We start from the raw sequence: 15,180 nt of genomic DNA, 5'->3' as shown, positions 1-15,180 counted from the left end.
GTGGATCAAGCAGGGTGGCGCTGGGCAGCCTTTGCCGGTCTGTGACGTCACATCGCTGGTCCGTGACGTCACATCACGCGTTTGTATCGATTTGTTAGCAATGCCCGCCCGTCGAACTGAACCGGGTCCCCGCGGTGGCACGGTCCGTTGTAATAGTTCATAGTTTGTCAAAGGTTTGCAGAGAATTCTTCGCCACTGCGCCATGGCCAAACCGCGCAAGAACGTAGTGAGATGCGTACCTATCTCAGATCATATTTCGCGACCTTGTTCGCGGGTGACCTCGCCGCCTTCGGCGCACCACCGACGGATGAAGCGCTAGCCGGCCACATCCGCGCCGAGCAGGTTTCGCTCGTGCTCGGCTATTCCTTCGGCATCATGCTGGCCAATGCCTGCAACGCGCTGGTGCTCGCGGTTGCGCTCTGGCAATCGGCCGATTGGGCCTTCGCGCTGGTGTGGGCGGCCGCGGTGAGCAGCGCCGCGCTGTTCTTCGGCTTGCAGGCGCGCGCATCGCGCCGCATCGCCAAGCCGCAATTCGTGTCGCGCCGTACCATGTACCGGCTGGTGCGCAATGCGCTCGCGCTCGGCACGGCCTGGGGCGTCGTCCCCGTCGCCTTCTTCGCCAACGCCTCGAGCGGCGCGCAATTGGTGATCACGTGTCTTTGCGCCGGAATGCTGGCCGGCGGCGCTTTCGCGTTCTCGACGATCCCGATCGCCGCGATTGCTTTCACCGGACCGATTTTCATCGGCACGGCGATCTGCCTCGGCAGGGACGGCGACTTCATCTATCTCCTGATGGCCGTGCTGGTCCTGGTCTACGGCTCCGTGCTGCTGCGCGGCGTGTTCCTCAACGCATTCGAGTTCAGGCGGCGGATCATCGCCCAGCATGAGGCCGAACGGACGGTGCGCCAGGATCCGCTGACCCATCTGCCGAACCGCGTTGCCTTCAACGAGGCGCTCAACGGCGCGCTGAACCGGCTGTCGCGCTCCGGCGAGGAATTTGCCGTGCTGCTGCTCGATCTCGATCGCTTCAAGGAGATCAACGACAGGTACGGTCATCCGGCAGGCGACGAGTTTCTGGTGCAGGTTGCGGCCCGGTTGCAGCGTTGCACGCGCGCGGCCGAGCATGTCGCGCGGATCGGCGGCGACGAGTTCGCGCTGATCATGTCCAATCTGACCAGGCCCGAGGACGCGCTCGCGATCGCCGAACGGTTCGTCGCGGCCTTTGCCGAACCGTTCCCGATCGACGGCTTCGAGATCACCGGCGCGATCAGCCTCGGCATCGTGCTCGCGCCACGTGACGGCACCACCTCGCACGACCTGCTCAAGCATGTCGACATCGCGCTCTACCGGGCGAAGAAATCCGGCTCCGGCACGATCTGCTTCTTCGAGGCCGGCGACGACCAATCGGCGCGCGACCGCCGCGCCTTGCAGCGCGATCTGGAACATGCCATCGAGGCGGACCAGCTGTTCCTCGTCTACCAGCCGTTCCTCGACATCCGCAAAGGCCGCGTCACCGGCTTCGAGGCGCTGCTGCGCTGGCAACATCCGACGCGTGGCCTGATCCCGCCGACCGTGTTCATTCCGATCGCCGAGGAGAGCGGGTTGATCCACCAGCTCGGCGAGTGGGTGATCCGCCGCGCCTGCGCGATGCTGTCGCGCTGGCCTGACGACATCAGGGTCGCGGTGAATTTCTCCGCGGTCCAGTTCCAGAATGTGAGCATCCTGCAGACCATCGTCGAGGCGCTTGACGCGGCGAACGTCGCGCCAAACCGGCTCGAGATCGAAATCACCGAGTCGATGCTGATCTCGAAATACGGATCGGCGCCCGCGATCCTGAACGGGCTGCTCGAGCTCGGGCTGACGGTCGCGCTCGACGATTTCGGCACCGGCTTCTCGTCGCTGACCTATTTGCGCAAGCTGCCGTTCAGCCGCATCAAGATCGACCAATCCTTCATCCGGGACATGCTGACCCAGCCGGATTGCGCCGCGATCGTCAAATCGGTGATCGGCCTCGCGCAGGACTTGCAGATCGGCGTCGTCGCCGAAGGCGTCGAGACCGCGGACCAGCTCGAATATCTGCGCCAGACCAGCTGCGACGAAGTCCAGGGCTATTTGATCGGCCGGCCGATGTCTGCCAGCGAGATATCAGCCTTGCTCGATCACGACCCGCAGCACTCGGTGCACGCGGCGTAGCCTGACCGGGGCGCCCGCGCACTGGTCCAAGCTCGTCAGATCGTGTCGGCGCGATGCAGGGTGTCCACCGTGATGGTGCCGCGGGCACGCGAAACACACGCGCAGATCTTGCGGCTCTCCTGCTTCTGATGGTCGCTGAAGAACACGTCGCGATGGTCGATTTCGCCGTCGACGTCGATCACATCGAGCGCACAGACGCCGCATTCGCCGCGCCGGCAGTCGCTCAACACCTCATGGCCGGCATCATTGAGCACGTCCAGCATCGAGCGATCGTGCGGGATCACGAACTCGGTTCCCTCTCCCCTGAGCCGCACGCGGAACGCCTCGGTCGGCAACAGCCCGCTCGATCCAAAGGTCTCGTAGCGCAGATCAGTCATCGGGCGGCCGGACGCTTCCCAGGCGCGCCGCGCCGCATCCAGCATCCGCATCGGGCCGCAGAACAACGCCATCGTGTCCTGCGGTAGACTTGCGAAAACACTGTCGAGGTCGAGCCGCCGGCCTTTGTCGCCGGCATGGACGATGAGGCGGTCGCCGAGCAGGCCTTCAAGCAATTCGAGATAGGCCGCGTCGCTGCGCGTGCGCACGGCATAATGCAGCGTCACGCCGGTGTCGCGACGGGCCAGCGCCTGTGCCGCGCCGACGATCGGCGTGATGCCGACGCCGCCCGCGATCAGGCAGAACTGCCGCCGCGTCCAGTCGAGCTGCACCAGCGAGGCGGGCTGCGTGATGTTGAGCCGCGCCCCGGGCGCGAGCGACCACATGTAGCGCGAGCCGCCGCGGGAATCCGGTGCATGCCGCACCGCGATCCGATAGCCCTGCGGATCGACTTCGCCGACCAGCGAATAGGAGCGGGTTTGCGGCTGACCGTCGATGGTGACGCCGACATCGATATGGCTGCCGACCGGATAGGGTGCGGCGGCGAAATTATCGGGCCGCAGCAGGAATTCGCGGATCGCGGGCGTGAGGTCGCGGGTCGCAAGCAACGTCGCGGACGTCCAGGTTTCAATGAATCGCATGGCGCGCTCCGTTCAGCCGGCCGAGATCAGCGCCATCGCCGGCAGCAGATCGAGATGGGTGCGGTTGCGCAGCGCCAGCCGCAGATTGCGTGCCGCAAGCCGGGCATGCTCGCGCATGATCGCCTCGGCACGCGCGCCCTCGCGGTTCTCGATGGCGTCGACCACCACGCGATGATGGTCCTGCCCGATCAGCAAGATCTGGCGTGCCTCGGGCAACGCCGATTGCGCCATCACGAAGCCGCTCGGCGAGGCGAACGGCAGCGCCGAGGCGCGGTCGATCTGCCGGATCAGCGGCGGACTGCGCGACAGCTCGGCCAGCAGCACGTGGAAGCGGGCGTTGAGCGCGACATAGGACGAAAACGCTTCCATCGAGATCGGTTCCCGCCGCACCAGGCCGTCGATCTCATCGAGGCATTGCTTCAGCGGCTCGAGATCGCGCGACGAGACGCCGCGCTCGGCGGCAAAGCGTGCGGCCAATCCCTCCAGCGTGCCGCGCAGTTCGATCGAATCGAGAATGTCGCGCTCGGAAAATGCCTTGACCATGAAGCCGCCGGACGGGATCGCCTCGAGCAGGCCTTCCTCCTCCAGCCGCACCAGTGCCATCCGCACCGGCGTGCGGGACACCCCGGTGACCTCGACCGCCTGCAATTCCGAGATGCGCTCGCCCGGCCGCAGGCCGCCCGAAACGATCAGTTCACGCAGCGCGAGCTGCGCGCGCACCGTCTGCGACACTGAACGCTCGGCTTCGCGCTCCGCCATGCCGTCTACTCCGCTGCCTGCAGCTGCTGCGGCGGGTTTTCCTTCGCCACCATGCGGTCGATGACGCGCCGCGCCCACATCGCGCCGGCATCGATGTTGAGGTTGTAGAATATGCGGTCTGGATTCTCGTCCATCGCGCGCTGCTGCGCTTCCAGGATGATCTCGTCCTCGTGGAAGATGCCGGCGACGCCGTCGCGGATTTCGCTGGTGAGACGCTGCTCGGTGATCCGGTGATTGCGGACGAAGGCCCAGAAGTAATGGCAGGTCTTCTCGGTCTCCGGCGTGATGGTGTTGAGCACATAGCCATTGACGCCCTGCGAGCGATCGCCCTCGGGCGCGCCCGATCCGGCCGGCGCGACGCCGACGTCGATATTGACGGTGCACGGCGCCTCGAAGCGGATGATCTGCCAGCGATCGACCGGGCCTGACTTCTGCAATTGCTTGGCCCAGAACGGCGGCGGCTCGATGCCCTGCATCCAGCGCGTCACGGTGACGGTCTTCTCGCCATGGGTGACGTCGAACGGCGCTTCGGCGACGGCATCGTTACCGATGCTCGAACCATGCACGAAGGTCTCGTGCGTCAGGTCCATGAGATTGTCGACGACGAGGCGATAGTCGCATTTGACGTGAATGGTCTTGCCGTCGCCGGCCCAGGCCGGATCGTGGTTCCAGTGCATGTCGGGCACCAGCGCCGGATCAGCGAGCGCGGGATCGCCCATCCAGAGCCAGATGAAGCGGTGACGCTCGACGACGGGATAGGCGCGCACGCAGGCCGATGGATTGATCGTCTCCTGCGAGGGCATGAAGGTGCAGCGGCCCTGCGCATTGTATTTCAGGCCATGATAGCCGCAGACCACGGTGTCGCCATCGAGCCGGCCCTTGGAGAGCGGCACCAGGCGATGCCAGCAGGCATCCTCGAGCGCCACGACCTCGCCGTCGCCCTTCCGGTACATCACGACATGCTTGCCGCAGATCGTCCGCGGCAGCAGCGCGTGCTTGATCTCGGCATCCCAGCCGGCCGCATACCAAGCGTTAATTGGAAAGGGTTTTGGCATCAGTCGCCCTCTTGGAGTATTGGAGAATACTCTGTGTATACATTATCTCCGATTTCGTGGCAAATTACAGTATTATATTACCATGTTCTAGATTTATGTATACATTCTCAAGGTAACTGGTACCCGATGCAACCGACACCGCATGATCGACCGACTTTCCGATCGACACGACCGCACAGCGTTTGGGGGCTCGAGAGCCACGAGCGTCTCGTCCGCGCGTTCCGCCGCACCGATAGCGCATCGTCCAGCACCTTTCGGGGCCGGCACGAGGAGACACTGACGATTGTTGGCAGAGTTGAAGCGCAGGCAGCGCGCGTTGGCGGCTTACGAGTTCGACGGCGAGCGGCTTGAAGCCGACTGCGTGTCCTTGATGTTGATCACGACCGCAATGCGCTTGATCGTACCGTTGCGGTAGGCCTGCAGGAATCTGTCGTAATGCTTGACCGAGATGCAGCCGTTGGAGTCGCCGTTCGGCCCGAGCATATAGCTGTGAACCAGCAGGCCGACACGCCCGAACGTCTCGCTGCCATCGACCGGTGTCATGCGCAACGCGGGCACGCCGTGGAACAGCTTTTCGCGCGGCTTCATCTCATAGATGCCGGGTGGCGTTGCACCCGCGTTACGGGCGTTCACGTGCGCCGGATCGTCGAGCAGATTGCCGAGCCCCGAATGCGCTTCGAACTTCGTGCCGTCGGGCATGTACACGATGCGGCCCGTGATGTCGTAGACCGCCGTGGTGCTGTCATAACCGAGCTTGCCGAGATCCGGGCTCGGGCCGGACAACAAGCCGTCATTCGGGTCGATCGAGGCCAGTTGCAGCTTGCCCGGCATCAAGTCGGCGATCTTCTGCAGAAATGTCCGGTTGTCGCCCTGCTGCACCGGCGCCTGAGGCGGCAGCGGCTGATCGTTGCGCGCAAGCAGATTGGCCTCCGCCGGCCGCGATCGTGGCATCGGCACAGCGGATGTCGTCGTGGTCGTGGCGGCGACCGACGCCGTCGCCGGCTCGCTGCTCGGCAGTTCGGTCTGCGTGTCGCGCAGCTGGCCGCCCAGCGCCTCTTCGATCTGACTGAACTCGGAATTGAAATCGCCGCGGCTCGAACGGAATCCGCGGCGCAGTGGATAATACAGCGAAGCCGTGTTGATCGTGGAGCGTGAGCCGAAGCGATCGTCGAAATTCAATGAGGCGGTGGTATTGGCGAATGCCGGTCCGTGCAGCCAAGCGGTGGGATCAATGCCGGCCATCCAGGCGGCAAGGCCAGACGACAGGACGAGCGCGCTCATGGCGAACGTCGTGCTGCCCACCAGAGACATGCCGCGGCTCGACTTACGCCCGGCAGCTTTCGTCGTACGTTGACCCATCATCCCCAAGTTCGGTGCTCTGGAGCCTGTTACCCGGCCCACGTGGGATTCACCGATCACTCATCATATCAGGGAATTAGAGTAAGGCATAATCGAGACGAAGCCGGCAACGACAGGTTTTTTAAACGTTTTTCGGATGGAAAGTGCCGGGGAATCAGCCTTGAATCAGCCCTGGACGGGCTGAAACGGCCAAAACAGTCCCGATTCGGGACAATTCCGGCGACTCAAGCGATCTTTTCCTCCCAGAGGGTGAGGACCGGGACCGGCTTCCCGATCGCATAACCCTGGGCGTAGTCGACCCCGATCTGGCGCAGCTCGTCCAGGATCGCGAGGCTCTCGACGAATTCCGCGACCACCTGCTTCTGCATGATCTTCGCGGTCTTGGTGATCATCTCGACCATCGCGCGATCGACCTTGCTGTTCAGGATCTCCTTCACGAACGAACCGTCGATCTTGATGATGTCGACCGGCAGGTGCTTCAGATAGGCGATCGAGGACATGCCGGTGCCGAAATCGTCGAGCGAGAAGCTGCAGCCGATCTCGCGCAACCGCGCGATGAACTTCTGCGCCTCGTCGAGATTGGAGATTGCGCTGGTCTCGGTGATCTCGAAACACACCAAGGCCGGCGAAACGTCGTGCTGCGCGAACAGCCCTGCGACGAAGTCGACGAAGTCGCCGTCACCGATGGTGGCGCCGGAGAGATTGATGGCGTAGCTCGCAATCTTGCGCGGGTGATGCTTGCGCTCGGCGATGATCTCGAAGGCACGACGAACCACCCAGCGATCGATCAGCGGCATCAGCCCGTAGCGTTCGGCCGCGGGCAGGAAGCTGCCGGGCGGCACCAGGGCGCCGCTTTCGTCGCGCAGGCGCAGCAGCAGCTCGCGGCGGTCGTTGCGCTTCAGCGTACCATTCAGCGGGCGAATCTCCTGCTCGTAAAGGCAGAAGCGGCCCTCGTCCAATCCCTTGCGGATGCGATTAACCCAGCTCATCTCGGCAACACGGACCGCCATGCCGGTATCCGACGGACGGTGCTCCTGGACGCGGTTGCGTCCCTTGTCCTTGGCGAGGAAACAGGCGACGTCGGCGAGCCGCAACGCGTCCTGCACGCCGGCGCTATCGGCGAGCCCGACCAGGCCGATGCTCGCGCTGATCCGGAAGCTCGAGCCCTCATGGACGAAGCTCGACTGCTCGACCACCGCCCTGATCCGCTCCGCGACGTCGGCAGCGGCCTCATGCGCGGCGGAGCCGTCGTCGCGCAGCAGAATGCCGAACTCGTCGCCGCCAAGCCGCGCGACCAGCCCGCTGCCGCCGACCTCGGCCGCCAGCAACCTCGCCACCTGCTTCAGCAGCCGGTCGCCCGCCATGTGGCCGCAGGTGTCGTTGACGATCTTGAACTGATCGAGGTCGATCAGCATCAGATCGGCGCCGGCGACCGGCGAGCCCGACATCGTCTTGTGCAGCTCGAACTCGAATTGCCGCCGGTTTGCGAGCCCGGTGAGCGCGTCATGGGAGGCGGCCCACGCCAATTCCTCGACCAGCCGCCGCTCGGCGGTCATGTCGTGAATGATCATGACGCGGCCGGCGGGCTCGCCGGCGTGCACGATCGGGGTCTCGACCACCGAGACCGGCACGCTGGAATGATCCGCGCGGACCAGCAGCCGCTGCTGCGGGCGGCTTTCGCCATCGACATCCGCGCTCTGGAACGATCCCTGCACCGGCTGCTCGGCGATGCTGAACAGCGATGAAAGCTGCCAGCCGGTCACGTCCTGCCCCAACGTGATCAGCCGCTGCGCGGCGGCGTTCATGTAGCCGACGCGATCGTCCGGCGTGGTGACGATGACGGCGTCGCCGATCGAAGCCAGCGTGAGCTGGGCGCGCTCCTTCTCGACGGCAAGCGCGGTCTCGGCAAGCCAGCGCCGCCACAGCATCCGCCGCGTATGGACCAGCACGATCCCGGCAAGGCAGGCCGCGATCACGAGATTGACCAGCAGCAGCAGCGCAGAGACCTGACGCGACGCCTTCCCCAGATGATCGGAGAAATCGACGGCGAGCGTGGTCATCGCGGCGTCGACCGTTCCGATCCGCTCGGCCCAATGCTTGATGGTCGCAGCCGACGGATCGTGCAGCGCGGCGTCGTTCGCGGCATCGTTCCTGATCTCGATCAGCTGATCGAGCAGCGCATCCGAATTGCGCCATGCCGTCACCGCGCCGGCAACGTGGTGCATCTTGCGGAAATATTTGAACAGCCAGATCAGGCCGCCAATATCGTCATCATGATTGCCTGCCTTGGCAAACGCGACCCGGGCCACGGCATCGTTGTTGCCTGGCGCTTCCAGGGCGCGCCGCGCCGTGCGATCGGCCAGCGGCACCGCGATCGCGGCATCGAACTTCTGCAGATAGAGCGGCGCGCCGGTGCTGATATAGATTTGGAGGTCGTGAATGGCGTCCTTCTGGCCCTTCGACCAGAGGCTCTCGCCGGCAACATAGGCCCGCACCGCGGACATCACCTGCAGGCTGCCAGCCGTCAGGCCGCCCATCAGCAGCACGATGGCTAGCAGAGGCCCCACCACGCGCCACAGTGACCAGCTTCGAAACGAAAAAAACATGCCCAATGCGCCCGACCCTGAAATTGTCGGGTAAGCCTAGGAATGGCGGCTTAACCTCACGTTGCAAAACGCGATGAGTTTGAAACGACTTGGTTGTAGTACAATTGCGTCAAACTTTACGCATGCCGACGATCCCGCGGCGAGGCTCAGTGGCGCAATGTCGGCGACGTGTTCGGCACCGGCGCCTGCTCCATCTCGGCCTCTTCGGGCAGCTTGTCGGCATGGACGGCAAGCGGCGTGCCGATCCAGAGCGGATCGTCGCGATGATCGCGGCGCGGATTGGTCGTGTTGGGATGGACCAGGATGCTCAGGCTGCCATGGTTCAGCATCAGCCATGGCACCAGCGTCGGAAACAGCTCGGCCGCAAACGCCACCTGGTACATGGCCTGATCGTGCGGGCCGACCTTGACGTCGTGCCAGCGCCCGAGGGTGACCAGGAAGCGCTCGCCCATCCAGTTGCGCAGCCGCTCGGCCTCGCCGCGGCTGGTCGCGGGGTCGTAGTAGACATGGGCGTGGTAGCTCGCGATCTCGCCGATCGTCCGTGGCGCGTCCGTCATCTCATCTCTCCTTCGGCGATGTGTCACTTCCGCCGCAGCACACTGAACTGGAACGACTGCGTCGCGCCCCAGGGCGTGACGTGCCGATGCGGCACCTCGGCGATCAGCTCGAACGCCGGACCAATGGTCCGGCTGAGCGTTGCGGGATCATAGCGCGCTACCGGCAGACCGCTGCATTTCTCCGGACCGTCCAGCGCGAAGGTGCCGATCACGGCGTGGCCGCCCGCCCTGACGCCGCGATGCAGCCGGTCGAGATAGGCCACGCGATCGGTCTCCTCGACGAGAAAATGAAATGCTGCACGATCGTGCCAGATGTCGAAGGCCTGCTGCGGCTGCCACACCGTCGCATCATCAGCGATCCAACGTACTTTGGCGCCCGTTCCGCCGATCCGCTCCCGCGCGCTCGCCAGCGCCGCCTCGGAGAGGTCGAGCACCGTCAGATCGTGGAAACCACTCGTGAGCAGCGCATCGACGAGGCGCGAGGCCCCGCCCCCGACGTCGATGATCGCCGCGTCGCGGCCCGGCGCGATGGATTCGATCAGGCCGAGCGATGGCTGCGGGTCGGCCTGCGACCAGCTCACCTGCCGCTCACCCTTGGTCTGGTAGACGGTCTGCCAATGCGATTGGCGATCAGATGCAGTCATGGCGATCAATCCCGACGGCGGCAGCAACCTGCGTTGCGCCCGATTAACCATGAGCTAGGCGCGGCGGTTTCCTACGTCAACCGGCAGCAGCAGGCACGCGCTGCCGCGTGACCGCAAATGCCGCATTTGCATCGCCGCAATTTCCCTCTAACCTGACGCACAGGTTGAGATCGGGGCGCCCGGGGATGGCCAATTTCGGCTGGACACGCGTCAACAAGCCTTCACCCGCGGAGGACGCCGCCAGCGACTTGCGCGGCCTCACCGATCCCTGCGCGTTTCTCGCCGCGCTCGACAAGGTGGTGCCGCGCTATCTGGATCTCGCCGACAACGGCGTGCTGGTCTATCCCGCCTGCAAGCGCAAGTCCGGCGACCTGCTCGGCGATAACAGAGCGATCTGGGAGCACACCCGGCTCGAAGCGATGCGCTATATTCCGATGGTGCCGCGACAAGACACCTCGCTGCTGACCGATCCGTCCCGTCAACCCGAGATGATCGATGCCTTCCTGCGCCAGCGCGCGCACGACAACACCGTGGTGGATTTCACGGGCACCGCGATCGAGGACTACGGAATCTCGATCTATGCGGCGCTGAACTGGCTGAACCATTGCGGCGCCCTCGTGAGCGCCGATCCGCAAAAATTCTCCGGCACATTGCGAAGTTTCCGCAAGGTCATGGTGGTCGCCCGGCAATGGTGGGCGATCGATGGCGCGGCGGAGCGCTGCCGGCAGATGCTGGAGGCGGGCGAGCGGCCGCCGCTGGTGTTCTTCCTGCTATGGGCTGAATGCACCAATCTGGCGCGGGAAATCGCGATCGCGGCGGCCGGTACGGCGGCGACCGAGGAAAATGTCTCGCGCATGCGCGCAGCCGATGATCCGGAAGAAATGACGTAGCGATGCCGGCGGCGTCCGGCCGTCAGGCAACAGGGTCCGCGTCGGCGGACACCACCAGTAGTTCCTTGGATTTGCGCGCGATCAGGCGAGCCAACTCGCTCTGCTTGTAGGTCTCGACGAACTTGATGGCGAAGCCGTTCGGCAGATGCCGCACCACGCGCCCGACGCAGGCGCCGATCGCAAGCGGCATGCCGATCGGCGGCTGCACCTCGGAGGACACCGCCGCGCCCGACAGCGACATGTCGATGATGAAGCAGCTCTGCATGGTGCCGTCCGCCAGCGTCAGCATCGCATGCGGCGCGACCGGCACGAACCGCGGATTGTTGCGCGCCTCGCGGACGCTCGGATCCTTTTGCTTCTTCTCGATCCAGGTCAGCTTGTCGGCGAACTTCTCGCGCTTGGCATGCGTCATCTCGAGCTCGAGCAGGAAGCTGCCGCTCATCGTGTCGGTGATGCAGCCTTCGAACTTGCCGAACTCCTCGAAATACGATGTCAGCCGGTCGCCGATCTTGCCGACGACAGGCACGTCCACGATCATCCGGAACGGCGAGACGCGCGTGGTGCGGCAGGCGAAGGTACGCAGCTTGCCCTGCGCATCGTACCAGTTCGGCAGCGTGTAGCTGCCGTTGACGATGATCCTGACCGCGCGTTGCTTGAGAAACTTTTCGACAGACACGACTGGACCTCGCCCGAGGCGATCTGAGTGCACGGAGGTCTGGGGTTGACCGAGATCCATGGTCGGTCTGGTGGCGGGGACATCCGTTACCGACGCGATACCAGCGGGAAGGCTGCTGGTTGCGTCCCAGCGCGTCGCGCATCGTCCTGGCGCGCAGGTGCGTACAGTCATACCGTCGAAAGACTAGGAAAAAGTTAAGCCGGGACAGAGCGCGGGCGGCGCACTCTATGGCGCAACCCTTTCGCGTCAGTTTATTTTGCGAGCCGTACAACTACCGGGAGATTTGCCGCACGCCGATGCAATCGCGCCGTGCCCTAAACCGGCTGCCTCGGCTCGCAACCGGGTGCTAGCCTTGATCCCAGCCTCAACCTTGAAGCCAGCCTTGGCCGAAATCAGACCGGATCCTCATATGCCAAACATCTCAGACAAGTCGCTTGCCGACGGCAAGATCCTGCAAAGCGTGGTCGACGGCGTCGGCGTCATCACCTTCAACAATCCCGACAAGCGCAATGCGATGTCGCTGGAGATGTGGGAAGGGCTCGGCGAGGCGCTGATCGCCCTGCGCGACGATCCGGCTGTCCGTGTCGTGGTCCTGGTCGGCGCCGGCGACAAGGCTTTCGTGTCAGGCGCCGATATCAGCCAGTTCGAGAAGACCCGCCATAACGCGGAAGCCTCCGAGGAATATTCACGGCGCAGCGCCGCCCAGCGCGCTTTGCTCGCCGACTACCCGAAGCCGACGATCGCCTGCATCCGCGGCTTCTGTCTCGGCGGCGGCATGCAGGTCGCGATGCTGACCGACATCCGCATCTCCGGCGCAAGCGGCCAGTTCGGCATTCCCGCCGCCAAGCTCGGCATCGCCTATGGCTATGACGGCTTGCGCCATCTGGTGTCGCTGGTCGGCCCGTCCTGGGCCCGACTGATCATGTATACCGGCATGCGGATCGACTCCGCGGAAGCGCTGCGGATCGGCCTCGTCGATCGTGTGCTGCCGGATGCCGAGCTTTGGGACGCGACCATGGAAATCGCGCGCACCATTTCGGGCAACGCGCCGCTGGCGATCAAGGCCGCCAAGATCACCATCGCGCAGGTGCTGAAGGATCCCGCAGATCGCGACATGGCCGCGATCCGGCAGATCGGCATCGATTGCATGGACAGCGCCGATTTCCGCGAAGGCCGCAACGCCTTCATGGAAAAGCGCAAGCCGCAGTTCAAGGGCCGGTAGCGACGTCCTCATTTTGACCTGTCATCGCCGGGCTTCAACCGGGCGATGACAGGTGTAGTGGCTGGGGTGACGCGCCTCCATCCGCTCGTCATTCCCCGGTGCGCAATTGCACACCTGAGGGCTCGCGAAGCGAGAGCCCGGAATCCATTCCACCACAATCTATGCAGCGCGATGGATTCCGGGCTCGTGCTTCGCACGCCCCGGAATGACGAAGGGAGACGATGCTCAGCCTGGTCGACCGCCGGCCGCCGGTGGCTACTTTGCATGGGGTTGTTTTCGATATTTTGGCAGCGCCCTACTTCTTCTCGTGCACCGGCACGGTGTAATTGAGGATCAACCGCCCGCCGTCCGGATAAATGGTCTGGCCGGTGATATAGGAGGCGTCGTCGCTGGCGAGGAAGGCCACGACGGAGGCGACCTCGCTCGGCTCGCCGCAGCGGCCGGCCGGCGTACGCGACAGCACGCTGCGCCGCGCGTCCTCCGACGAGAAGATTGCGGTTGCCACCATCTCGGTCAGGATCGTGCCGGGCCCGACCGCCACGACGCGAATGCCGTGCGGCGCCAGTGCCACCGCAGCCACCGAGGTGAGCTGCTTCATCGCGCCCTTGGACATCGCGTAGGTCGCAAGCGAGGGGATCGCGAGCAGCGCGTTGACCGAGGACATGTTGACGACGACGCCGCCACCGCCCTGCGCGATCATCTGGCGCGCCGCGGCCTGGACGCCGAAGAACGCGCCCTTGAGGTTGATCCCCATCACGTCGTCGAACTCGGCCTCGCTGATGTCGAGGAAATCGCGGTTACGCGCGACGCCGGCATTGTTGACCATGACGTCGAGCCGGCCGAACTCCTTCACCGCCGTGGCGACGATGCGATCGACATCGGCGCGCTTGCTGACATCAGCTTCGACGGCCCGCAACCGATCCTCATGTCCGAGCTCGCGGGCGGCGTGGACGAGCCCGGCAGCGTCGACATCCGAGATGACGACCCTGGCGCCATCGGACAGGAAGCGCGCGGCGCAAGCCTTGCCGATGCCGCGCGCCGCGCCGGTGATGGCGACGACCTTGCCGGAATTCTTCATGGGAGTGCCTCCAGAGCAAAACTGTTCACGGAGCAATAGCGCATTGCGCGCCGGCAGGGAACGCGGCGGATTCTCCGCGCGACCTCAGGACTTGATGCGCGCGAGAATCCGGTCGGCTTCGATGCGCCAATCGGGACTGCGGGCGAAGTCCGGCGTTCCCTTCGGTCCGAACACGCCCTCGTCGGCAAGATCGGCGATCCAGCCCTGCCGCTCGGCGGTGCCTGACGCCGACCACGGCGTCAGCCCGGCCTCGCGCACGGTCTCCGCCACCTCGCGCACCTCCTCGGCACGGCGGCGGCCGTGCTCGATCACCCGCTGGAACAAATAGGCACCCTGCTTCTCCCAGTCGATGCCGGGAAAGGTCTCCTTGAGCGAGGCGAGCACCGCATCCTCGACGCCATAGGCGCGTGCGGTGGTGAAGCTCTCGATCACCATCGCTTCCAGCCCCTTGATCATGATGCTGCGGCACATCTTCACCGCTGAGGACACGCCAAGCTCGTCGCTCGTAACCCTCGCCGCGAAGCCGAGCGCGAGCAGCAGCGGCGCCAGTTCCCGCGCGCCCTGGCCGCCGAGCAGCAGCGGCACCTTGATCCGGTACGGCGGCAGCGAGGTCATCACCGCGCCCTCGACATAGCGGCCGCCGGCGCCGTCGATGCGGTTCGCCGCGCGTTGCTTGGCGCCGGGCGAGGCCGAATTGAAATCGAGAAACCAGGCGCCCTTGCGGATCGCGGGCGCGCAAGCCTCCGCCACCGGCACCGCCTGGCTCGCCGTCACCGCCGAGATGATGAAATCCGCCCGCGCCGCGAGATCGGCATGGGATTGCGCGAGCGCGACGCCGATCTCCGCCGCGTGCGTGCGCAGCGGCGCCCCCTGCGCGCGGTCGAGCTTGATATCGTAGGCGGAGACCTTCACATTCTGCTTGCGTAGATCCTCAGCCAGGATGCGGCCGACCTCGCCATAGCCGAGCATGCCGATCTGCCACTGCCGCGGATCGCTGGAGATTGTCATCGGTTCAAGTCCCGTGTTGTGTCGTCAAACGGCTCGTCGACCGCGACGCAAGATCAGGTCAGAGCGCGCCCGGCGCCGGCACCCGGCGCCTTGCGCGGCGCGAGCGTCCCCTGGTCG

At 65.0% G+C, this 15,180-nt stretch carries 13 protein-coding genes; 3 read left to right on the top strand and 10 right to left on the bottom strand.

What is annotated here, in order from left to right; genetic code table 11:
* Nucleotides 1-231: 231 nt before the first annotated feature.
* A complete protein-coding gene (locus tag H8A95_RS04165) occupies nt 232-2,193 on the top strand; it encodes a putative bifunctional diguanylate cyclase/phosphodiesterase (RefSeq protein WP_229182040.1) in 1,962 nt (653 codons plus the stop codon).
* A gap of 35 nt (nt 2,194-2,228) precedes the next feature.
* Here the strand turns inward: H8A95_RS04165 and H8A95_RS04160 are convergent, their stop codons facing one another.
* The 7 genes from H8A95_RS04160 to H8A95_RS04130 all read right to left on the bottom strand — a co-directional run bounded on the left by H8A95_RS04160 (nt 2,229) and on the right by H8A95_RS04130 (nt 10,189).
* On the bottom strand, nt 2,229-3,209 hold the full coding sequence (locus tag H8A95_RS04160; protein WP_229182039.1) for a PDR/VanB family oxidoreductase: 981 nt from the start codon (nt 3,207-3,209) through the stop codon (nt 2,229-2,231).
* 12 nt (nt 3,210-3,221) lie between these two features.
* On the bottom strand, nt 3,222-3,968 hold the full coding sequence (locus H8A95_RS04155; RefSeq protein WP_229182038.1) for a GntR family transcriptional regulator: 747 nt from the start codon (nt 3,966-3,968) through the stop codon (nt 3,222-3,224).
* A gap of 5 nt (nt 3,969-3,973) precedes the next feature.
* Complete coding sequence (locus tag H8A95_RS04150) at nt 3,974-5,023, bottom strand: aromatic ring-hydroxylating dioxygenase subunit alpha (protein WP_229182037.1); 1,050 nt, start codon at nt 5,021-5,023, stop codon at nt 3,974-3,976.
* 324 nt (nt 5,024-5,347) lie between these two features.
* Nucleotides 5,348-6,304, bottom strand: a complete 957-nt coding sequence (locus H8A95_RS04145) for a DUF2778 domain-containing protein (RefSeq protein ID WP_229182036.1) — start codon at nt 6,302-6,304, stop codon at nt 5,348-5,350.
* Between the two features lie 302 nt (nt 6,305-6,606).
* The gene (locus H8A95_RS04140; RefSeq protein WP_229182035.1) at nt 6,607-8,988 is read right to left on the bottom strand and encodes a putative bifunctional diguanylate cyclase/phosphodiesterase; all 2,382 of its coding nucleotides are present in this window, start codon (nt 8,986-8,988) and stop codon (nt 6,607-6,609) included.
* Nucleotides 8,989-9,134: 146 nt separating this feature from the next.
* A complete protein-coding gene (locus H8A95_RS04135; protein WP_229182034.1) occupies nt 9,135-9,545 on the bottom strand; it encodes a DOPA 4,5-dioxygenase family protein in 411 nt (136 codons plus the stop codon).
* Between the two features lie 23 nt (nt 9,546-9,568).
* On the bottom strand, nt 9,569-10,189 hold the full coding sequence (locus tag H8A95_RS04130; protein WP_229182032.1) for a class I SAM-dependent methyltransferase: 621 nt from the start codon (nt 10,187-10,189) through the stop codon (nt 9,569-9,571).
* A gap of 185 nt (nt 10,190-10,374) precedes the next feature.
* Here H8A95_RS04130 and H8A95_RS04125 point away from each other — a divergent pair, with 185 nt between their 5' ends.
* Nucleotides 10,375-11,079, top strand: a complete 705-nt coding sequence (locus H8A95_RS04125) for a hypothetical protein (RefSeq protein ID WP_229182030.1) — start codon at nt 10,375-10,377, stop codon at nt 11,077-11,079.
* A gap of 22 nt (nt 11,080-11,101) precedes the next feature.
* Here the strand turns inward: H8A95_RS04125 and H8A95_RS04120 are convergent, their stop codons facing one another.
* Entirely contained in the window at nt 11,102-11,755 is a 654-nt protein-coding gene (locus tag H8A95_RS04120) for a PilZ domain-containing protein (RefSeq protein WP_229182028.1), read from the bottom strand.
* A gap of 409 nt (nt 11,756-12,164) precedes the next feature.
* Between H8A95_RS04120 and H8A95_RS04115 the strand changes: the two genes are divergently transcribed.
* Nucleotides 12,165-12,977: an enoyl-CoA hydratase gene (locus H8A95_RS04115; RefSeq protein ID WP_229182027.1), complete on the top strand. Its 813-nt coding sequence runs from the start codon at nt 12,165-12,167 to the stop codon at nt 12,975-12,977.
* A gap of 295 nt (nt 12,978-13,272) precedes the next feature.
* On the opposite strand, the gene H8A95_RS04110 is transcribed toward H8A95_RS04115, so the two are convergent.
* Together H8A95_RS04110 and H8A95_RS04105 are read right to left on the bottom strand one after the other, a co-directional pair.
* A complete protein-coding gene (locus H8A95_RS04110; RefSeq protein WP_229182025.1) occupies nt 13,273-14,055 on the bottom strand; it encodes an SDR family NAD(P)-dependent oxidoreductase in 783 nt (260 codons plus the stop codon).
* Nucleotides 14,056-14,139: 84 nt separating this feature from the next.
* The gene (locus H8A95_RS04105; protein ID WP_233286907.1) at nt 14,140-15,063 is read right to left on the bottom strand and encodes a DUF1932 domain-containing protein; all 924 of its coding nucleotides are present in this window, start codon (nt 15,061-15,063) and stop codon (nt 14,140-14,142) included.
* Between the last annotated feature and the right edge of the window lie 117 nt (nt 15,064-15,180).

Origin of the sequence: Bradyrhizobium oropedii (assembly GCF_020889685.1) — a bacterium.
GTDB classification, from domain to species: domain Bacteria; phylum Pseudomonadota; class Alphaproteobacteria; order Rhizobiales; family Xanthobacteraceae; genus Bradyrhizobium; species Bradyrhizobium oropedii.
The sequence above is the reverse complement of the archived record's forward strand: the minus strand, read 5'-3'. Positions and strand labels throughout refer to the sequence as shown.